Annotated in this window: 20 protein-coding genes and 1 pseudogene; all 21 read right to left on the bottom strand. The window is 43.0% G+C overall.

The genetic code is table 11. The features are described from left to right. Positions 1-4: 4 nt before the first annotated feature. Positions 5-1,387 carry a 3-isopropylmalate dehydratase large subunit gene (gene leuC, locus MK403_RS06805; RefSeq protein ID WP_268709357.1) on the bottom strand — a complete coding sequence of 461 codons (1,383 nt, stop codon included), beginning with the start codon at positions 1,385-1,387 and terminating at the stop codon, positions 5-7. A gap of 3 nt (positions 1,388-1,390) precedes the next feature. After that, a complete protein-coding gene (locus MK403_RS06800; protein ID WP_000700092.1) occupies positions 1,391-1,660 on the bottom strand; it encodes a DUF1294 domain-containing protein in 270 nt (89 codons plus the stop codon). Beyond that, entirely contained in the window at positions 1,657-2,694 is a 1,038-nt protein-coding gene (gene leuB / locus MK403_RS06795; protein WP_268709356.1) for a 3-isopropylmalate dehydrogenase, read from the bottom strand. The genes MK403_RS06800 and leuB overlap by 4 nt, the downstream gene beginning before the upstream one ends. A gap of 11 nt (positions 2,695-2,705) precedes the next feature. Next, complete coding sequence (locus MK403_RS06790) at positions 2,706-4,268, bottom strand: 2-isopropylmalate synthase (RefSeq protein WP_268709355.1); 1,563 nt, start codon at positions 4,266-4,268, stop codon at positions 2,706-2,708. 314 nt (positions 4,269-4,582) lie between these two features. Further along, a complete protein-coding gene (locus MK403_RS06785) occupies positions 4,583-5,239 on the bottom strand; it encodes an MmcQ/YjbR family DNA-binding protein (RefSeq protein WP_268709354.1) in 657 nt (218 codons plus the stop codon). Positions 5,240-5,282: 43 nt separating this feature from the next. Then, the gene (locus MK403_RS06780; RefSeq protein ID WP_268709353.1) at positions 5,283-5,915 is read right to left on the bottom strand and encodes a copper homeostasis protein CutC; all 633 of its coding nucleotides are present in this window, start codon (positions 5,913-5,915) and stop codon (positions 5,283-5,285) included. A 93-nt stretch (positions 5,916-6,008) separates the two neighbouring features. Beyond that, entirely contained in the window at positions 6,009-6,368 is a 360-nt protein-coding gene (locus MK403_RS06775; RefSeq protein WP_001220344.1) for a YbaN family protein, read from the bottom strand. A gap of 106 nt (positions 6,369-6,474) precedes the next feature. Beyond that, positions 6,475-8,562: a type I DNA topoisomerase gene (topA, locus tag MK403_RS06770; RefSeq protein WP_125425779.1), complete on the bottom strand. Its 2,088-nt coding sequence runs from the start codon at positions 8,560-8,562 to the stop codon at positions 6,475-6,477. Between the two features lie 117 nt (positions 8,563-8,679). Further along, the gene (dprA, locus tag MK403_RS06765) at positions 8,680-9,528 is read right to left on the bottom strand and encodes a DNA-processing protein DprA (protein WP_268709352.1); all 849 of its coding nucleotides are present in this window, start codon (positions 9,526-9,528) and stop codon (positions 8,680-8,682) included. Positions 9,529-9,609: 81 nt separating this feature from the next. After that, the gene (locus tag MK403_RS06760) at positions 9,610-10,233 is read right to left on the bottom strand and encodes a hypothetical protein (RefSeq protein WP_268709351.1); all 624 of its coding nucleotides are present in this window, start codon (positions 10,231-10,233) and stop codon (positions 9,610-9,612) included. Between the two features lie 145 nt (positions 10,234-10,378). Beyond that, positions 10,379-12,202, bottom strand: coding sequence for a translation elongation factor 4 (gene lepA, locus MK403_RS06755; protein ID WP_268709350.1), 1,824 nt, complete (start codon positions 12,200-12,202; stop codon positions 10,379-10,381). 78 nt (positions 12,203-12,280) lie between these two features. After that, positions 12,281-13,009 carry a metallophosphoesterase family protein gene (locus MK403_RS06750; protein ID WP_268709349.1) on the bottom strand — a complete coding sequence of 243 codons (729 nt, stop codon included), beginning with the start codon at positions 13,007-13,009 and terminating at the stop codon, positions 12,281-12,283. Beyond that, complete coding sequence (gene recN, locus MK403_RS06745; RefSeq protein WP_268709348.1) at positions 13,010-14,677, bottom strand: DNA repair protein RecN; 1,668 nt, start codon at positions 14,675-14,677, stop codon at positions 13,010-13,012. A gap of 6 nt (positions 14,678-14,683) precedes the next feature. Beyond that, the gene (locus MK403_RS06740; protein WP_001034389.1) at positions 14,684-15,115 is read right to left on the bottom strand and encodes an arginine repressor; all 432 of its coding nucleotides are present in this window, start codon (positions 15,113-15,115) and stop codon (positions 14,684-14,686) included. Next, positions 15,108-15,923 (bottom strand): TlyA family RNA methyltransferase, encoded by an 816-nt coding sequence (locus MK403_RS06735; RefSeq protein WP_268709347.1) that lies wholly within the window; start codon positions 15,921-15,923, stop codon positions 15,108-15,110. Before MK403_RS06735 ends, MK403_RS06740 begins: the two co-directional genes overlap by 8 nt. Then, positions 15,916-16,791, bottom strand: coding sequence for a polyprenyl synthetase family protein (locus tag MK403_RS06730; protein ID WP_268709346.1), 876 nt, complete (start codon positions 16,789-16,791; stop codon positions 15,916-15,918). Before MK403_RS06730 ends, MK403_RS06735 begins: the two co-directional genes overlap by 8 nt. Next, a complete protein-coding gene (locus tag MK403_RS06725) occupies positions 16,788-17,000 on the bottom strand; it encodes an exodeoxyribonuclease VII small subunit (RefSeq protein WP_000043226.1) in 213 nt (70 codons plus the stop codon). The genes MK403_RS06730 and MK403_RS06725 overlap by 4 nt, the downstream gene beginning before the upstream one ends. After that, positions 16,978-18,318, bottom strand: a complete 1,341-nt coding sequence (gene xseA, locus MK403_RS06720) for an exodeoxyribonuclease VII large subunit (protein WP_268709345.1) — start codon at positions 18,316-18,318, stop codon at positions 16,978-16,980. The genes MK403_RS06725 and xseA overlap by 23 nt, the downstream gene beginning before the upstream one ends. Before the next feature lie 128 nt (positions 18,319-18,446). Next, positions 18,447-19,085, bottom strand: coding sequence for a uridine kinase (gene udk / locus MK403_RS06715; protein ID WP_001181363.1), 639 nt, complete (start codon positions 19,083-19,085; stop codon positions 18,447-18,449). Positions 19,086-19,198: 113 nt separating this feature from the next. Then, positions 19,199-20,077: a tRNA pseudouridine(55) synthase TruB gene (gene truB / locus MK403_RS06710; RefSeq protein WP_268709344.1), complete on the bottom strand. Its 879-nt coding sequence runs from the start codon at positions 20,075-20,077 to the stop codon at positions 19,199-19,201. Positions 20,078-20,088: 11 nt separating this feature from the next. Continuing rightward, positions 20,089-20,170 (bottom strand): annotated as a pseudogene (locus MK403_RS09465) (DUF2130 domain-containing protein); the annotation flags it as partial. Positions 20,171-20,186: the final 16 nt, after the last annotated feature.

The following is a 20,186-nucleotide window of genomic DNA, read 5'->3' as shown; positions in this document are numbered from 1 at the left end:
CTCCTTACTGGGCTTCTGGCATCTGTCGAACATCTACGAAACGCCCTGCGATAGCTGCTGCTGCTGCCATGGCTGGACTGCAGAGATGAGTCTTAGCGCCAAATCCCTGTCTATCTTCAAAGTTGCGGTTACTGGTTGAGGCACAGTGGACCCCATCAGGGACCTTGTCAGGATTCATCCCTAGGCACATTGAGCAACCAGGGTCTCGCCACTCAAAGCCAGCGTCTAAGAATACTTTATCCAAGCCCAATTTCTCCGCAGCTCGTTTGACAGGACGCGATCCTGGCACTACAATTGCTGTTAGATTGGGAGCAATCTTCTTCCCTTTGACAAATCGCGCGGCCAGTTGTAAATCGCTGAGACGAGCATTGGTACAAGACCCGATAAAAATATATCCTAGTTCAATATCCTCTGGCTTTTGACCAGGCTCCAAGTCCATGTAATGATAAGCTCGTTCATCATTCATATCCTTAATTTCTGGGAAGCTACTGTCAAAGTCAACGCCCATAGCAGGATTGGTTCCCCAGGTCACCATAGGAGCCAAGTCTGAGACATCCATCCGGATAACCTTATCATAGACGGCATCCTCATCGCTGACAAGCGTCTTCCAGTCAGCAATAGCCTCCTCGAAATCCTCTGGAACACATTCTCGTCCTTTGAGATAATCATAGGTAGTTTGATCTGGATTCATGATGCCCATCTTAGAGCCAAACTCGATGGACATATTACAGATGGTCATTCGCTCTTCCATTGTCAGTGCATCAATTGCTTGTCCACGATATTCAACCACATAGCCAACACCACAGGCAACGCCGTACTTGGCAATTAAGGCGAGAATGTAATCCTTAGAATAAACTCCTTTTTGAGGAACACCAGTGAATTCTACCAGCATTTTCTTGGGTTTGACCTGCCAAAGGGTCTGGGTAGCAAAGACATGCTCGACCTCACTGGTCCCAATCCCAAAGGCGATAGCTCCGAAAGCTCCGTGAGTAGCTGTGTGGCTATCTCCACAGACGATGAATTTTCCTGGTTGGGTCCGTCCTGTTTCTGGACCTACCATGTGAACGATTCCCTGCTTTTCAGAACCGTGGGCAGCATGTTCAATCCCAAACTCCTCAACATTTTCAGCAAGCTTATCAATTTGAGCCTTGGAAATGACATCTCGAATATCATAGATGTTGACCGTTGGTACATTGTGGTCAAAGGTCCCAAATGTCAAGTCTGGTCGTCTCAATCTGCGGCCTGCATCTCGTAATCCTTGAAAAGCTTGGGGACTGGTCACCTCATGAATATAGTGCTGGTCCACATACATGAGTTGGGGTTGCCCTTCTTCTCCTGTGATAACATGGCGGTCCCATAATTTATCAAAAATCGATTTTCCTGCCATCCATTACCTCCAAATAAAATATAAGGCCACTAGTGTGGTCACCATCCCGAGAAACCAAACTGTTTTAAAATACCATTTTCTAGTCTTGTGGTGAAAGATGATTCCTGCCAACCAGGCACCAAAACCACCACAAGTAACGGCTAAAATGAGTAAGATTTTCTCTGGTACGCGCCAAGCACCTCTTCTTGCCTTGGATTTGTCAATGCCATAAATCAAGAAAATCAGCAAATTCCAAATCAAGAGGGCAAGCGTGATTCCTTCATTTATCTTCATAATCTTTCAATGATGGCTTCTGTCATTTCCTTGGTCGAAGCCTGTCCTCCAATATCTCTTGTTAAAACACCAGCCGCTAAACTAGCTTCAACAGCACGCTCGATACGCTCCGCATCCTCATAACGTCCAAAGCTATCTCTCAACATCATGGCAACAGATAATATCATGGAAATCGGATTGGCAATTCCTTGACCTGCAATATCAGGCGCTGAACCGTGAATAGGCTCATAAAGACTTGGCCCCTTTTCAGAATGACTGGCTGATGGCATGACGCCAAGTGTGCCTGATAAAACGCTTGATTCATCAGATAAGATATCTCCGAAAAGATTCTCCGTCACAATGACATCAAACTTGGCAGGATTTGTAATCATGAGCATGGCAGCTGAGTCCACCAACTGGTGTTCCAAGCTTACATCTGGGAAATCCTGCGCAACTTCCTCAGCTACTCTGCGCCAGAGTTTTGATGTCGCTAGAACATTTTGCTTATCGATACTAGTAACGATTTTTCTGCGACTTCCTGCGATTTCAAAGGACTTGCGAATAATCCGCTCTACTTCCTCATAGCTGTAGTCGTTGATATCACGCGCTTTTCGCTCTTCAAGGATATGATCTCCAAAGTAAATCCCACCTGTCAACTCACGCACCACGACAAAGTCTACACCAGCAATTCGTTCTGGTTTGAGAGGGGACAAATGCTTGAGGCTCTCAAAAATCTTAACTGGGCGAATGTTGGCATAAAGCTTGAGTTCCTTACGAAGAGCCAGCAAGCCTTGTTCAGGCCGAATCGCTGCCCCATCATACTGAGGACTACCGATAGCCGCTAGGAGAATAGCATCTGCTTCTCTACATGCCTTGAGGGTTTCATCAGGTAAAGGATGCCCCGCAGCATCAATACCTGCACCTCCAAAAGGTCGTCTATCAATCTCATAGTCAAAGCCTGTTTTTGAAGCTAGAGCTTCCAGAACCGCTAAACCAGCTTCCATAATTTCTGGACCGATTCCATCCCCTGCTAGAGCTACTATTTTCTTTGTCATAGCCTTCTCCTTTACACACTAGGCATGTCTCGGTAGGAAACGCTACGCCCCATCTCACCTGCATTCTCTTTTTGAACAAAAGTATTGGCATTGATATAAGCAATAGCCGAAGCTTTCAACACATCGAAATCAAGACCTGCTGCGTTAAAGATGGTTTCTGTATCTCTGTTTTCAACAGTAACCAAGACACGAGCTTGAGCATCAATTCCATCTGTCACAGCATCAATGGTATAGGACACCAAGCGGACAGATTGATTAAAGAACTTATCGATAGCGTTAAAGATCGCTTCAACGGAACCTTGCCCTGTTGCATTAAATTCGACTTTCTCACCATCCATATTAGCCAGACTAACAAGCGCTTCAATGTCATTATCTGCATGAGTTTGAAGTTGTAAATCATCAAAGTGGAAGCCTTCTGGATTTTCAACCATGGTTCCAGCGACCAGAGCTCGAATATCTGCATCTGTGATTTCTTGTTTCTTGTCCGCTAGTGCCTTGAACTTAGCGAAGAGTGGTTTGATGTCCTCTTCTGTAAAATCTAGGGCCAATTCTCTTAGTTTCTCAACAAAGGCATGGCGACCAGACAATTTTCCAAGCGGAAGACTATTACTCTTAACACCAACCAATTCAGGTGTGATGATCTCATAAGTGAGAGGATTTTTAAGGACTCCATCTTGGTGAATACCAGATTCGTGAGAGAAGGCATTGCCACCAACAACAGCCTTGTTTTTAGGAACTGGAATACCAGAGAAGCGAGAAACCATTTCAGAAGTATTGATGGTCTCGTTTAGGACAATACTTGTTTCTGCTTGGTAGTAATCTTGGCGAATATTGAGAGCCACTGCTATTTCTTCCAAAGCAGCATTTCCAGCTCGCTCCCCAATACCATTGATAGTTCCTTCGACACGTCCTGCACCATTCTTGACAGCAGAAAGGCTATTAGCCACTGCCATTCCGAGGTCATCATGACAGTGAGGTGAATAGATAATCTGACGATCCGTCTTGACATTTTCAATCAAGTATTTGAAAATAGCTCCGTACTCTTCTGGCGTGGTGAATCCAACCGTGTCAGGGATATTGATATAAGACGCCCCTGCATCGACCGCTGTTTGAACGACTTGCAAGAGGAAGTCCAACTCTGTTCTGGTCGCATCCTCTGGAGAAAATTCGACCACTTCAAACTTAGAGCGCGCATAGGAAACATGCTCCTTAATAGCTTCTAAAATCTCTTCCTTGCTCTTATTGAGCTTATACTTGCGGTGAATCGGACTGGTAGCGATAAAGACATGAACCTGTGGATACTTGGCATCCTTAAGCGCCTCGTAACAAGCATCAATATCAGACTTGACCGAACGTGCTAGACCAGTCACCGCAGTTTTCTTTAAGACCTTAGCAATCTCCTGAACTGCCTTAAATGAGTCTGGGCTTGCAGCCGGAAAACCAGCTTCGATGGCTGAAATGCCCCATTTTTCCAACTGCCTTGCAATGGCAATTTTTTCTTTTATTGAGAAGTTAACACCAGGTGTTTGTTCCCCATCACGAAGGCTTGTATCAAAAAATTCAACTTTACGCATAAGATTTCCCCTTTTCCAAATGTGGTTTTAAAAAAACATCTCGCTTAGAAACCCAAGCGAGATGTTGATTTACTCCCGCTTGGTAAGCCAAACAGGACTAATGCTTTTGCACTAGCCCGAGTACCTCAACAACAAAGCAAATTGATTAAACTTAGCTGTTTTCATGTTTGACTTTCTCCTTCGTTTGATATCTTGTTTAGTATTCTAGCATAGCTAAAAACACTTGTCAAGAAAAAATCCATTATTTTCTGAAAATTTCTTCAGTAAAGAATATTTTGCTAATTGAAAGTATTTGAAAACTCAAGTAACTTTACTTATTTTTTCACTGTCAAGTTCCAACTTCTTTCGATGAGTTCTATCACTTCTTCATCTTGCAAACTATCATCAAGTGCCAGACTAAGCCAGTAGCGTTTGTTCATATGAAAGGCTGGGTAAATTCCCTTTTGCGAAAGCAAGTCAGCTACTTGGTCGTGTTTGAGGTTGACTGCTTCGACTAGCCCTTCTCTCCCCTTATCTAGCCTATCCCATGGGATTCTCATCACAACAGCATACCACTTTTGATTGCCTTCATGACGCAATACAGCTATATCAGGCGACTTTTCCCACAGATACTCCAACTGATTACCATACTTTTCCTGAACTTGAGCCATGATACGCTTTGTCTGAGGACAGATAAAATCCTGCACATCAAAGCAAGCCTTCCGAATCTGGTAAAGAATCTCCAAACAAGCCTCACGGACACTTCCGACAAAACTTCCCCGCATACTTTCCATATGTACTTGAGGATAGAGGTCACCCGTTTCCTGATCAAAAACCTGAAAACTCACATTATCAGGAGTGATAGAGACTGTCATGGAAAAGTCACCTTGCAAAATCTGGCAACTATAGTTCCATACTTCCCCATTTTCTACAAAACCATAGTCTCTAGCTTTTTCTTGATTAAACTGATAGGATTTAAAAATTTCAAACATATGTGAAAACTGCTACCAAAAGCTAGCAGTTCCTTTCTATTTTTTAAAAGACAACCTTGGTTCCATGCAATTGTGTCACACCCAGCTGGTCAATAAAGGTTTGACGATTGTCTAAGTCAATTCCCCCACCTGGTAGAATTTCAATTTTACCAGCTGCATGTTCCAAAATTCTGTGATAATGAGCAAAACGTTTTTCTAGCGAGTCTCCAGACACACTAGCACGAGTTAAGATACGGGTGACACCGGCTTGGCTGAGCCAGTCAATGGCTTCTAACTGGTCTTCATCGCTTAATGCATCAAAGGCCATGTGAAAGACAATTTCCATTCCTTTAGATGCGGCAATCAGCTTCTCAAGATTAACCTTATCCAACTTCTTATCAGCAGTTAATGCCCCAAAAACTACTCCTTGACTTCCAGCCTGCGCAGTCAAACGAATGTCTTCTAGCATAATCGCTATTTCAAGATCAGTATAGACAAAGTCGCCACCACGGGGACGAATCATGGTCATAATGGTGCTATCATAGTTAGCTGCCAGTTCAACAGCTGCCTTAGTCACTCCATAGCTTGGTGTTGTCCCACCAACTGCTAGATTGTCACAAAGTTCGATTCGACGAGCTCCAGCCTGCATCGCTTTTTCAAGCAGGGTCACATTTTCAGCACAAAATTCGTAAATCATTTGATTCTCCTTGATGTTTTCTTTAAATTTATTATATCATATTGTTTTAAATATCCTTTCATTTTTATCAAGGCAAATAACTACTATTTTTATCTATTCTTTGTCAGGAATGACTTTAAAGAGATAGTAGGTGATAAAGATGGTCAAGGCTCCCAAACCGATTTTGACTGGTAAAAGAGGGGCAAAATAAATAGAAATTCCCATCAAGATATAGATAGATACGATGATTTTTTTCTTGCGTTCACGCGCTATAGACTTGGTTTCCCGAAAATCAGCTACATAAGTCTGATAGAGCTTGGTGTGATAAAGCCAGTCTTCAAAACGCTTAGAAGATTTTGAAAAGCAAGCGATAGACAGCAAAAGAAAGGGAGTTGTTGGTAAGAGCGGCAGGACAACACCTACAAGAGCTAGAGCCAAAGAAATAAAACCAATACAGAAATAAATAATGCGCATAACTTCTCCTAGATAAATTACTCTTCCTCTAGTTTCGCATACAATGAGGAAATTTGTCAAGCTTCAAGTAAAAAGAGCCTGAAATTCATTTTCAGGACTCTGCATTTTATTTGATCTTTTCCTCTTCGTAGTCGCCATTACTACATACAACTTGCTTGCCACCACCACGGACTTTTTTCTCCACAAGGAAGTGTCCGCATTTTGGACAGTCACGGCCAATCGGTTTGTCCCAGGAAGTAAATTCACATTCTGGATAGCGATTGCAACCATAAAAGATACGATTGCGCTTGGTTTTGCGTTCGATGATTTGTCCTTGATGACAGCTTGGACACTCGACACCAATCTCTTTGACAATCGCTTGTGTATGACGGCAGTCTGGGAAATTGCTACAAGCATAGAATTTACCAAAACGACCGAGCTTAATCACCATCGGACTACCACAGACTTCACAGTCAAATCCAGCTGGTTCATCCTTGATCTGAATTTTTTCCATTTCTGCTTCAGCCTTGGCTACTTCTTTAGAGAATGGTTTGTAAAAGGTGTCAATAACACGTTGCCACTGCTCTTTTCCAACTTCGACATCATCCAGTTTTCCTTCCATCTCAGCTGTGAAGGTCACGTTTACGATATCTGGGAAATATTCAACAATGAGTTTATTAACAATTTCTCCCAACTCTGTCGGTTCAAAGCGTTTGGCTACCAGACGAACGTAGTATCGTTTCTGGATGGTTTCAATGGTCGGAGCGTAGGTTGATGGACGTCCAACCCCATTTTCCTCCAAGGTCTTGATAAGCGTCGCTTCTGAATAGCGAGCAGGTGGTTGGGTGAAATGTTGTTCTGGCTTGCTATTGACTTGCTTGACCACATCTCCAACAGCCATGTCTGGTAACATCTTGTTCTTGTCAGAATCATTATAAATAGCAAGATAACCATCAAACTTAACCTGACTACCATTGGCAGCAAATTGGACCCCATTTTGAGACAATTTAACAGCCATGGTATCAAAGATAGCTCCCGTCATCTGGCTGGCCACAAAACGGTTCCAGATAAGGGTATAGAGCTTGAGCTGGTCTTTATCCAAGTACTTAGCGATGCTTTCTGGTGTATTAAAGACACTAGATGGACGAATAGCTTCGTGGGCATCTTGAGCGCCTGAGGCGTTCTTGACCTTGCTACCATGCTTGGAATACTTGCTACCAAAACGGTCGTTAATGTAGCTTGCAGCTTCATTCTGAGCTACTGGACTGATACGAGTCGAGTCTGTACGCATATAGGTAATCAAACCTTGCACGCCCGATCCGATATTGATCCCTTCATAGAGCTGTTGAGCCACCATCATGGTCTTTCGAGTACGGAAATTGATTTTGTTAGCCGCATCCATCTGCATGGTTGAAGTCGTATAAGGTAGGGGCGCATTGCGTTTGCGCTCTTTCTTATCTACCTGATCTACTGTAAAATCTTTGCTCGTTAGGTGGGACAAGACTTCTTTGACTTCTTCGTTGGTGGTCAATTTCATCTTTTTGCCATTCATACCATAGAAAGAAGCCTGAAATTGCTTGGTACCCTTCTTAAAGACACCATCAATTGTCCAGTATTCTTCTGGTTGAAAGGCATTGATTTCATTTTCACGGTCAATGATAAGCTTAAGGGCAACAGACTGCACGCGTCCTGCTGATAAGCCCTTCTTGACCTTTTTCCACAAAATAGGCGAAATCGAATACCCTACCAAGCGGTCTAAGACTCGACGAGCTTGTTGGGCGTCGACCAAGTCCATGTCAATCTTGCGCGGTTCTTTAAAGGCATTTTTTACCGCGTCCTTGGTGATTTCATTAAAAACCACACGGTTGGCATCATTCTCATCCAAGTTGAGAATGTGGGCCAAATGCCAAGAAATCGCTTCTCCTTCACGGTCCGGGTCACTCGCCAGAAAGACTTTATTGGCCTTTTTAGCTTCTTTTTTTAAGTCATTGATGAGAGGACCTTTTCCACGGATATTGATATACTGCGGTTCATAGTTATTTTCAATATCGACTGACATACTGGATTTTTTCAAATCACGGATATGCCCGACACTGGCTAAAACCTTGTAATTTCTGCCTAGATATTTCTCAATCGTTTTCGCCTTAGCAGGCGACTCTACGATGACTAGATTTTTCTTAACTGTTGATTTTTTCTTCTTTGTTGCCGTAGCCACACTATCACACCTTTTCAAAGTAATAAACTTTATAAAGTGTAAACCATTTTTCTATAGCTGTCAAGACCTAACTCCTATATATAGAAGAAAAGTTTATCTGTGTGAACAAATTTCTCCTTAAAATTCAAACTCAGCCAGCACATCTTGACCACTGGAAATCAGCTTTGCTCCCTCTTGGATCAGGTGATGACAGCCATCTGAATGGCCATCTAAAATGTTTCCCGGAATGGCAAAGACATCACGTCCTTCCTCCATAGCTCGCTCACAGGTAATGAGACTGCCTGAGCGCATCCTCGCCTCTGCTACAATAACTCCTCGACATAATCCTGCTATGATTCGATTTCGAGCTGGAAAATGAAATTTCAGAGGTTGCTCGCCAGGTCCATATTCACTGAGAACCAGATGGTCATTGCCAATGTACTCCTGCAAACGTTTATTGGCTTTAGGATAAAACACATCCAATCCTGTTCCAATCACAGCAATGGTTTTTCCTCCATTCTGGAGTGCAGCCATATGGGCAGCCGTATCAATCCCTTTAGCCAAACCACTGACCACAATTAACTCGTTTTTCAAACCTTGAATGACTCTCTGAACCGACTTTGCTCCCTGACTAGAACATGAACGGCTCCCTACAACAGCAACCTTTGGAAACTTCAGCAAGTCTAGATTTCCCTTATAAAACAAGAGCGCTGGAGCATCATAAATCTCACTCAGATCCCAAGGATAACAGTCATCAAGAATAGAAAAGGATGGAAATTTCTGAAACTCCTTCTCCAACTGCGCATCATCTATCTGGAAATAGCGTTCCATAAAGACAGCAGGATTACGACACCCCGATATTTCAGCAATGTCACCTAGCAAGAGCTCCTGATCAACACTCTCGTCATATTCAAGGACAGTTAGAATCTGTTGATTGGTCAGCCCAGCTTTTCTCAATTTGTAAATCTCATAGTTTGTGATCTTCATATACAACTCCATTTCTTTTTCTACTCATCTATCTATTCGAAAATAAAATAAAAAGAAGACCAAGGATCTTCTTTTTTTCATTTATTCAGCTTTCGTATTTGACCAGCTACTTTCAATCATCGGTAAGATTGCTTTTAAAGTTTCCCCATCCCCTTCAAGTGAAACATAGCGGATTTTACCATCATTTGATCGGAAAACCCAGGTAACGAGGTATTTCCCTGACTTAGCAATTGCATTGACAACATAGGCTTCATAACCTCCAATGGTCGATTTGGAGCCCCAAACCTTACTGAAATCAGAGCTTTGTTCTTTAGAAGTTAAAACACTAGATGAGACAGTCACAATATCCAGTTTAGCATATTCTTCTTCGCTGATATTAAACTGCTCAGCCTTGAAGGTATTCAGCGTAACAATGTTGATATCTGTTCCATCGCAATACTGTATATCATTTCCACCTTCTACTTCATGGAATCGAACCCATGATTTGGGTACCTTGACAAAACCATATTCATTCGAGCCGATGATTTGCGTCTCTTCCTTTTTCGCTTCAGAAACAGCAGAACTAGAGCTACTTGTTTCCTGACTGCTAGAAGAACTAACAACTGCAGACGAACTTTCTTCGGCTGCTGTTTGCGATTTATTGGAGCATGAAGCTAAAAAAGCACTAACAGTAACTACAGTACCCAAAATTAATAATTTTTTCATCCTACCACCTTTCCATCTGCATTATAAGAAAAATAAGGACTTCTGTCAAATTCTAACCTGATCTATTTTGTCAGTTGATGATTTTACTCGCTCTCATTTAAAGCAAAAACTCTTGAGAAATCTTCAAGAGTTTTGTTTTCTATTTCTATTCTTCATCCATGCTTAAGACGCTAAGGAAGGCTTCTTGTGGGACTTCTACTGATCCAATGGCTTTCATACGCTTCTTACCAGCTTTTTGTTTTTCAAGAAGTTTACGTTTACGCGAAACGTCACCACCATAACACTTGGCAAGTACGTTTTTACGAAGAGCCTTGATATCCGTACGAGCCACAATTTTGTGGCCAATAGCTGCTTGAATTGGCACCTCAAACTGTTGACGAGGGATGATTTTCTTGAGCTTATCAACAATGAGTTTCCCACGTTCGTAGGCAAAGTCCTTATGAACGATAAAGCTGAGGGCATCGACCTTATCACCATTAAGAAGGATGTCCATTTTGACCAGCTTAGATGGACGGTACTCTGACAATTCATAGTCAAAGCTTGCATAACCACGCGTCGAAGACTTAAGCTTATCAAAGAAGTCAAAGACAATTTCAGCAAGTGGGATTTGATAGATAACATTAACACGATTGTCATCAATATAGTCCATGGTCACAAAGTCCCCACGTTTGCGTTGAGCCAATTCCATTACTGCCCCAACAAACTCCTGTGGTACCATAATCTGAGCCTTGACATAAGGTTCTTCAATGATCGCAATCTTAGTTGGGTCTGGGAATTCTGATGGGTTAGATACATCCATAGACTCACCGTCAGTTTGTTTAACCTTATAGATAACAGATGGAGCTGTCATGATGAGGTCAATGTTAAACTCACGCTCTAAACGCTCTTGGATAACATCCATATGGAGAAGTCCAAGGAATCCACAACGGAAACCGAATCCCAGCGCCTGCGATGTTTCTGGTTCAAACTGCAAGCTAGCATCGTTGAGTTGCAATTTTTCTAGGGCTTCACGTAGGTCATTGTACTTGTTTGATTCGATTGGGTAAAGCCCTGCAAAGACCATAGGGTTCATCTGCTTGTACCCGTCTAGCGGTTCTGCTGCAGGATTGCTTGCTAGGGTCACCGTATCACCGACACGCGTATCTTGAACCGTCTTGATAGAAGCCGCAATATAACCAACGTCACCTGTCGCTAGGAAATCACGCCCGACTGCTTTCGGCGTGAAAATTCCGACCTCAGTCACATCAAAGGTCTTACCATTGCTCATAAGCTGAATCTTATCGCCAGGTTTGACTACCCCATCCATGACACGAACTTGGAGAATAACCCCACGGTAAGCATCGTAGACAGAGTCGAAAATCAAGGCCTTGAGTGGCGCCGTTACATCACCAGTTGGGGCTGGCACTTTTTCAACGATCTGCTCAAGAATCTCTTCGATACCAATACCAGCTTTGGCCGAAGCTAAGACCGCTTCGCTGGCATCCAGTCCGATGACATCCTCAATCTCTGTACGCACACGCTCTGGATCGGCTGCTGGTAGGTCAATCTTGTTAATGACTGGCAGAATTTCCAAATCATTGTCCAAAGCTAGATAAACGTTAGCAAGAGTTTGCGCCTCAATCCCTTGGGCCGCATCAACCACCAAAATAGCTCCTTCACAGGCAGCTAGCGAACGCGACACTTCATAGGTAAAGTCCACGTGCCCTGGCGTGTCAATCAAGTGGAAAATATAGGTCTCCCCATCTTTCGCAGTGTAATTCAGCTCGATGGCATTGAGTTTAATGGTAATCCCACGTTCACGCTCAAGATCCATACTATCCAAAAGCTGGGCTTGCATTTCACGACTAGAAACCGTCTCCGTCTTTTCCAAAATGCGGTCCGCAAGCGTTGACTTACCGTGGTCAATATGGGCGATAATAGAGAAGTTTCGAATCTTCTCCTGTCGTTTTTTTAATTCTTCTAAGTTCATGATGCTCTTCCTTTCAGGGTATCTATTAATTATAAATTGTTTTTAATATTTTGACAAGACCATACCCTGCTAGGAGTACTAATCTTCGGCGATAAAGCCATCATTTTCGATAAAGTGGTGTTCTGTCATTCCTTGGTCTGTAAAGACGATTCCATGAAGGACACCACCATAGACAGCTCCTCCATCCATGCCAATCTTGCCATCTTCTGTCATCCAAAGCTCAGCAGTACCTCGGTCTTGCTTCAGCAAACCATAAACTGGTGTATGACCAAAGACAATGGTTTTTCCAGTATGATTTTCAGCTTCGTGGAATGGCTTTCTGAGCCAGACTTTCTTGTAATCTGTAGTTTCATGCCAATCATCCAAAGTCAAATCAATACCTGCATGAACAAAGATATACTTGTCTGTCTCTACTACAAATGGCATTTGACGAATAAATTCGACCAAGTCTGCTGCTTCTGTCGCAACACGCTTGGCATCTTCTACGCCATCAACTGGTGCATCCAAGGGACGACCTAAAATAGAGTTAATAGTTGTATCTCCACCATTACGACGATAATGGTCATAGCTTTCTTCTGGGTCATCGAGCCAAGTCAGAAACATATACTCGTGGTTTCCTGATAGACAGATAGCTCCTTGATTGTCGACCAAGTCTTTGACCATTTCTAGAACATGGCGACTATCCTCACCACGGTCAATCAAATCCCCTAGAAAGAGCAGCTGAGTTTGACCATCCCAGGTTTTGAGCAGATCTTCTAGCATACCTGCTTTTCCGTGAACGTCTCCAATTACATAATAGTCTGTCATTTATTTCTCCCTCGTTTGCAATAATTCTCTGGCTTGGGTAAGGGCTGCTTCGGTTACATTTTCCCCAGCCAACATCTTAGCTACTTCCTCTACTCGCTCTTCTAAAGTCAAGAGACGAACCGTCGACACCGTAGAGTGCTCATCACTAATCTTCTCAATAAAGAATTGATAATCCGCAATGGCAATCACTTGTGGAAGGTGAGAAATAGCAAGAACCTGACCATGCTGGCCAATCTTATGAATCTTCTGAGCGATGGCTTGGGCCACACGACCTGAAACTCCCGTATCCACCTCATCAAAAACAATACTGGTCTTGCCTTCTTTGCGAGAAAAGGCTGACTTGATAGCTAACATGAGACGGGATAATTCCCCACCAGATGCAACCTTAACCAAGGGTTTAAAGTCTTCACCAGGGTTGGTGGAAATGTAAAACTCAACTGTTTCATTCCCCTCACGACTAAATTTGCCCTTACTAAAGCGAACCTGGAACTGTGCCTTCTCCATATAGAGATCCTGCAGTTCTTGCTTAATCTCAGCTTCGAGCTGCTGGGCCAAATCATGACGAGCAGATGCAAGCTGCCCTGCCAAGTCGACAAGCTTGACTTCCAATTTTTTGAGCTCTGCTTCCATGTCTTCGGAAGAAAGGTTATTCCCTGTCAAGAGATTGTACTCATCCGTAATCTTGGCAAAATAAAGCAGGACATCGTCCACAGTCCCACCGTATTTACGGGTAATAGTATTCAGAAGGTCTAAGCGATTCTCAACCTGCATGAGGCGATTACCATCAAAATCCAAGTCCTCAATAATATCTTCCAAACGCTTGCTAACATCTTCTAAAACATAGTAGGTTTCTGATAGAGAACTTGAAATTTCACGGTATTCAGGATCGTATTCTTCAACACTTTCCATGTCATTCATGGCTGAACGGACATTGGCCAGACTGGAGAATTCCTCATTGTCCAACATGCTGTAGGCATTGGTTAGCGTATCTGCTATGTTCTTGTGATTGAGGAGTTTATCTCGTTCTTGGTTGAGAGCCATATCTTCACCAGCCTGCAAGTTTGCAGCCTCAATCTCTGCCATTTGAAATTCCAACATCTCAATGCGAGACTTGTGTTCCTGCTGATTTTTCTTGACTTCAAGAACTTGTTTACGCATTTTGCGATAGGCGTCAAAGCTTGTCTGATAGGCTTGTTTAAGTTCCAAAAATGCGGCATCACCAAATTCATCCAGCATCTGGATATGAAGTTGCGGACGCATTAACTCTTCTTGGTCATGTTGACCATGAATATCGACAAGATGTTGGCCGATTGCGCGCAAGACAGAAAGATTGACCATCTGCCCATTCACGCGACTAATACTACGTCCGTTTTGGAGAATCTCACGGCGGATGATAATTTCATCCCCCAACTCCAACCCTTGCTCTTCAAAGAGTTCTTGTAAAGAACGGCTATTCTCAACAGAAAAAAGTCCTTCAATCTCAGCCTTGGGAGCACCATGACGAATAACATCTGTAGTCGCTCTAGCTCCTAACATCATGTTCATGGCATCGATGATGATCGATTTCCCAGCACCTGTTTCACCAGTTAAGACTGTCATGCCTTTTTCAAAATTGAGCGAAATCGCCTCTATAATGGCAAAGTTTTTTATCGAAATTTCAAGTAACATATAAACCTACCAATTTTTTACTTGTTCAAACATTTCCTTGGCGTCTTCTTCATTTCTCAAGATAATCAAAATTGAGTTGTCGTCTGCCAGACAGTTGAAAATTCTCTCTGAGAAAGTATTCATCAGCTGACTCTTGACAAAGGCAGTATTCCCAGGAATGACATCCAGATTGATCATATTTCCCATGCGCTCAGAACCTACTATGTTATTCTCAGCCAACTGCAAACTTCTTACAATTGTTTTTGGCAATTCATAGATGTATTTATTGTTCTTCAAGGGAATTTTTACAATACCCAGTTCCTTAATATCTCGTGACACCGTCGCTTGAGTGGCAGAGATACCTGCTTCTTTTAAATGCTCAACGATTTCTTCCTGTGTTCCGATTTGATAATCTGTTACAAATCTTCTAATTTTTTCAAGTCTCTCTTTTTTATTCATCTTTAAATTCTCTATGTGCTCTCTCTACAACTTTTTCTATTTCTGGGGCAACTTGATTACTTGCTCCCTCTTCCTTTTTCAAATATGCCAGAAATTCGATGTTTCCATGTCCACCTTGGATTGGTGAATAGTCTAATCCAAGCACTGAAAAACCTTGTTCAACTGCCATAGCAGTGACAGATTCAAGGACATTCTGATGGACCTTGGCATCGCGAATGATTCCATTCTTCCCAATCTGCTCACGACCTGCTTCAAACTGGGGTTTGACAAGTGCTACCACCTGACCTTGTTCAACCAACACACGATGCAAGGCTGGTAAGATCAGACTAAGGGAAATGAAACTCACATCAATACTGGCAAAACTTGGTTCCTGCTCAAAGTCAGTCTTTTCAGCATAGCGGAAATTAAACTGCTCCATACTGACAACCCGTGGATCTTGACGCAATTTCCAAGCTAATTGATTGGTACCAACATCAACTGCAAAGACAAGCTTAGCACCATTCTGAAGCATGACGTCGGTAAATCCTCCAGTGGAAGCACCGATATCAATCGTTGTCTCTCTATCAACTGACAAATCAAAGACCTGCAAGGCCTTCTCCAGTTTTAGACCACCACGACTGACATACTTGAGTTTTTCACCTTTGAGTTTTAGCTCAGTGTCATCTGGGATTTTCTCTCCTGGTTTGTCAAAACGCTCCCCATTAAGCACAGCCACAACAAGACCAGCCATGACACCACGCTTGGCTTGTTCACGCGTTTCAAACAAACCCTGTTTATAAGCTAGTACGTCCACTCTTTCCTTAGCCATTGATTCTCAAACTTTCTACTACTTTCACAATCGGCGCTGTTTCAAAGCTGACTTGCTGGGCGATTTCTTCTAATTTAGCCTTGGCTTGATCCAGAGTTTGGTTACAAAAGGCAGTCGCCTCCTCCATGCCCAACAAGGCTGGGTAGGTTGATTTTTCAGCCTGTAAATCCTTTTGCGGAGTCTTGCCGATTTCCTCAAAACTAGCGGTCACATCCAGCACATCATCTCTGACTTGAAAGGCCAGTCCAATCAATTCACCAACCGTTTTCAATTTTGCTTGGATTTCTGGCGCTAATTCCGCTATGATAGCAGCTGCTTGAAAAGGATAGGCTAGTAATTTTCCAGTTTTATTGGCATGAATGGTCTGGAGTTCTTCCAAGGACAAATGCTGGTGTTCGCCTTCCATATCTAAAACCTGCCCTGCAACCATGCCTAGACTTCCTGAAGCAAGGGATAAGTTGGCAATCAAGTCCACCTTGATTTGACTTGGCAAATCTGCCTGCGCTATTAAGGCATAAGGATCTAGGAACAAGGCATCTCCTGCTAAAATTGCCATAGCTTCACCGAATTTCTTATGATTGGTTAAACGCCCCCTACGGTAATCGTCGTCATCCATAGCAGGAAGATCATCATGAATCAAGCTCCCTGTATGAATCATCTCCAAGGCCGCGGCCACTTGAGCGTGTGCTGGTTTAATAGCGACCTGCAAGGCTTCCAGAACTTCTAGCAAGAGAAAAGGCCGAATTCTCTTGCCACCAGCATGAATGGAATAGAGAACGGACTCTTGTAAACTAGAAGCAAACTGCTGGTCTCCATAAAAATCTTCCAAAGCCGACTCCACAAGAGCTAATTTTTCTTGCTTCTTCATTCAAAATCACTTTCTGTTCCGTCTTCTTGCATGACCTTGACCAAGGTCTTTTCAGCCTTGTCAAGGGTCGCTTGGAGCTCTTTTGACAAGACCATGCCCTTTTGAAAGGCAGCAATCGCATCTTCCAAAGCAATTTCACCATTTTCTAAACTTTGGACAATGGTCTCCAGTTCTGCTAGATTTTCCTCAAATTTCTTTTGTTTTGACATCTTTAACCTCTAATTCTACTTGACCATCTCGCATCAAAAGCGTTACTTGGTCTTTTTCCTTCAACATCTCAACCGAATCCACAACGGACTCTTCTTTTTTGACAATAGCATAACCACGCGCCACGATTCGACTTGTATCCAACATCAACAAGGCTTCTGAAAGTCTCTTGACTTCAGCAACCTTGGCATCATAAACCAACGCCATTTGGCTACGTAGAAGCTTGTCCAACTGACCTAGACGATCTTGATAACGCTGAATTTTGGTAACAGGCGATAATTGGACTAGTTGATGCGTCCTTGCTTGGACTAATTGGTTGTTATCAGAAATTCGTGTTCGCAAACTTTGTTTTAAGCGCAGTTGCAATTGATCCAAGCGTTGCAAATAGCCGTCATACAAGCGCTCTGGTTGTCTAAAGATAACAGACTGACTGCATTTTTTCAGAGCTTCTTTTTTCCTTGACAGGACATTCTGAACTGCTGTTGCCATCCGTTTTTCCTGATTTTGCAAATGAGCTAATAGATCCAACTTGGTCACAGGCGTTGCCAGTTCAGCTGCTGCTGTTGGCGTCGCTGCTCTGCGATCTGCCACAAAGTCAGCCAAAGTCACATCCGTCTCATGACCAACACTGGAGATAACTGGCAAACGAGATTCAAAAATAGCCCGTACGACAATCTCTTCGTTAAAGGCCCAGAGATCCTCGATCGAACCACCACCACGACCAATAATGAGCAAGTCCAAATCGTCACGCTGATTAACACGCGCAATATTTCGAGCAATTTCCTCCGCAGCTCCGTCACCTTGCACCTTTGTCGGATAGAGAAGAATGTCCACACCAGGAAAACGTCTGCTGACGGTCGTGATAATATCTCGAATAACGGCTCCACTACGACTGGTCACCACACCAATTCGCTTAGCAAACTGGGGAAGAGGTTGCTTGAAGCGTTCTTGAAACAGACCTTCTTCCGTCAGTTTTTTCTTGAGTTGTTCAAACTGAATCGCAAGCGTCCCGACCCCATCAGGCTCAGCTTTTTCAATGATGATAGAGTAACTCCCGCTGGGTTCATAAACCTGTACACGCCCAATCACATTGATCTTCATTCCCTCTTCGAGGTCAAAACCTAATTTCTGATAGATCCCAGACCATATGGTCGCTTGAATAACTGCATGGTCATCTTTTAAGGAGAAATATTGGTGAGTAGGTCGTTTACGAAAGTTGGAAACTTGACCAGTTAAATAGACCCGTTCCAAGTAAGGGTCTTTATCGAATTTCATTTTCAGATACTTGGTCAAAGTTGTTACCGATAAATACTTTTCCATCTCCACCTACTATTCATTTTCTTGCTTTTCCATGAGTATTATTATACCAAAAATATGATTAAAAATCTCCTTTTGCATACCGAAACGAAAGGAAAAATAGAAAAAAGAGGCCAAGCCTCCTCATCTCATTATTTGCTGTTACGAGCTTCTTCCAAAATCTTAGAAATCTTGGTTGTCAAAAGGTCAATAGCGACTGTATTGCTGGCACCTTCAGGAATAATGATATCCGCATAACGCTTGGTCGGCTCGATGAACTGGTGATACATAGGTTTGACCACACCAAGATACTGGTCAATCACGCTATCCAGACTGCGGCCACGTTCTTCCATATCGCGCTTGATCCGACGAATAATGCGCACATCATCATCTGTATCCACAAAAATCTTGATATCCATCAAATCGCGCAGACGCTTGTCCTCCAAGACCAAAATCCCCTCAACGATAAAGACATCTTGAGGTTCTTGACGATAGGTTTTGTTGCTCCGTGTATGTTCAGTATAGTCATAAGTCGGAATGTCCACTGGACGCCCTGCCAACAATTCCTTAATTTGCTCGATCATCAAATCCGTATCAAAGGCAAATGGATGGTCGTAGTTGGTTTTGACACGCTCTTCAAAGGTCAAATGAGATTGGTCCTTGTAGTATGAATCATGCTCAATCATGGCAATCTTTTCATCAAGAAAATGAGATAAAATAGCCTTTGAAACACTGGTCTTACCACCACCAGAACCACCTGTCACTCCGATAATGATTGGTCTATTTTGCATGCTATCCTCCGTTTTTTTATCCGTCGTCTATTTTATCACATTTTTTGTAAAATTTATAGTCTGATTTTGGATAGATTATGGATAACAATTCTAATATTTTCACTCCAGTTAGACTAGCCGAAAACCTTCCTTGGCTTATAGAGATTGCCTCTTTTTTCTAGAATAGCTAGCAATTTATCTCCTTCAAAGGCAGCCAATTCTTTGTCCGTTTGGTCTAACTCAATAAAACGACCAAAGCGCACTTCTGTAGCCTCTTCTGGACTTAGGAAAACTTTGACAAGGTCACCTGTTCCAATCTCTATAGGATGGAGAAAGTCCAGCTGACCAGCCTCCACTTTTTCAGCAATTTCGTCCAAGGTAAGAGCATCCTCCAGTTGTAACCCTGCAGCACCAGTCCGTGTCAGATGGGACATATGGGCCGCATAACCAAGCTTCTCTCCCAAGTCAACTGACAAGGTACGGATATAAGTCCCCTTACTGCATTTCACACGAAATGTAAAACGTGCGAGGTGATCCTCATAAGAAATCGGACTAGTCCGCTCAAATTGATAAATAGTCACCTGACGTTCTGGACGCTCCACTTCCTGACCAGCACGCGCATACTCATAGAGCTTGCGACCATTGACCTTGACAGCCGAGTACATCGGTGGAATCTGAGTAATAGACCCAGTCAGACTAGCAATCGCTTCATCGACAATGGTTTCATCCAAGGGCGACAAAACAGGAGTCTCTGCGACTACTTCCCCACTAGCATCCTCGGTCGTTGTTGAATAACCTAGAGTGATTTCCCCCTCATAGACCTTGCCCTCATCCTGCATAAACTCGACCATGCGTGTCGCCTTGCCCACCGCAATCGGCAAAACCCCGACCACATCTGGATCCAAGGTCCCACCATGACCAATTTTCTTGGTTCCCAAAATCTTACGCAGCTTAAAAACCGCATCATGCGAGGTCATCCCCGCTTCTTTTTTTAAGTTGATAATACCGTTCATGTGTTTTTTTCTCACTCCCCCTTCAGCGCTTCAAATTTCGCTTTCATAGTTGGATTTTTACGAGTCAATTTTTACTGAGGCGTCGTCTACCTTTTATTCTCTTTTTTAC

This window comes from Streptococcus oralis (assembly GCF_026782285.1).
GTDB classification, from domain to species: Bacteria; Bacillota; Bacilli; order Lactobacillales; family Streptococcaceae; genus Streptococcus; species Streptococcus oralis_CG.
The sequence above is the reverse complement of the archived record's forward strand: the minus strand, read 5'-3'. Positions and strand labels throughout refer to the sequence as shown.

Coding starts and splice junctions, on each gene's coding strand:
- leuC (WP_268709357.1), bottom strand. CDS start 1,387: ATGGCAGGAAAATCGATTTTTGATAAATTATGGGACCGCCATGTTATC.
- MK403_RS06800 (WP_000700092.1), bottom strand. CDS start 1,660: ATGAAGATAAATGAAGGAATCACGCTTGCCCTCTTGATTTGGAATTTG.
- leuB (WP_268709356.1), bottom strand. CDS start 2,694: ATGACAAAGAAAATAGTAGCTCTAGCAGGGGATGGAATCGGTCCAGAA.
- MK403_RS06790 (WP_268709355.1), bottom strand. CDS start 4,268: ATGCGTAAAGTTGAATTTTTTGATACAAGCCTTCGTGATGGGGAACAA.
- MK403_RS06785 (WP_268709354.1), bottom strand. CDS start 5,239: ATGTTTGAAATTTTTAAATCCTATCAGTTTAATCAAGAAAAAGCTAGA.
- MK403_RS06780 (WP_268709353.1), bottom strand. CDS start 5,915: ATGATTTACGAATTTTGTGCTGAAAATGTGACCCTGCTTGAAAAAGCG.
- MK403_RS06775 (WP_001220344.1), bottom strand. CDS start 6,368: ATGCGCATTATTTATTTCTGTATTGGTTTTATTTCTTTGGCTCTAGCT.
- dprA (WP_268709352.1), bottom strand. CDS start 9,528: ATGAAGATCACAAACTATGAGATTTACAAATTGAGAAAAGCTGGGCTG.
- MK403_RS06760 (WP_268709351.1), bottom strand. CDS start 10,233: ATGAAAAAATTATTAATTTTGGGTACTGTAGTTACTGTTAGTGCTTTT.
- lepA (WP_268709350.1), bottom strand. CDS start 12,202: ATGAACTTAGAAGAATTAAAAAAACGACAGGAGAAGATTCGAAACTTC.
- MK403_RS06750 (WP_268709349.1), bottom strand. CDS start 13,009: ATGACAGACTATTATGTAATTGGAGACGTTCACGGAAAAGCAGGTATG.
- recN (WP_268709348.1), bottom strand. CDS start 14,677: ATGTTACTTGAAATTTCGATAAAAAACTTTGCCATTATAGAGGCGATT.
- MK403_RS06740 (WP_001034389.1), bottom strand. CDS start 15,115: ATGAATAAAAAAGAGAGACTTGAAAAAATTAGAAGATTTGTAACAGAT.
- MK403_RS06735 (WP_268709347.1), bottom strand. CDS start 15,923: ATGGCTAAGGAAAGAGTGGACGTACTAGCTTATAAACAGGGTTTGTTT.
- MK403_RS06730 (WP_268709346.1), bottom strand. CDS start 16,791: ATGAAGAAGCAAGAAAAATTAGCTCTTGTGGAGTCGGCTTTGGAAGAT.
- MK403_RS06725 (WP_000043226.1), bottom strand. CDS start 17,000: ATGTCAAAACAAAAGAAATTTGAGGAAAATCTAGCAGAACTGGAGACC.
- xseA (WP_268709345.1), bottom strand. CDS start 18,318: ATGGAAAAGTATTTATCGGTAACAACTTTGACCAAGTATCTGAAAATG.
- udk (WP_001181363.1), bottom strand. CDS start 19,085: ATGCAAAATAGACCAATCATTATCGGAGTGACAGGTGGTTCTGGTGGT.
- truB (WP_268709344.1), bottom strand. CDS start 20,077: ATGAACGGTATTATCAACTTAAAAAAAGAAGCGGGGATGACCTCGCAT.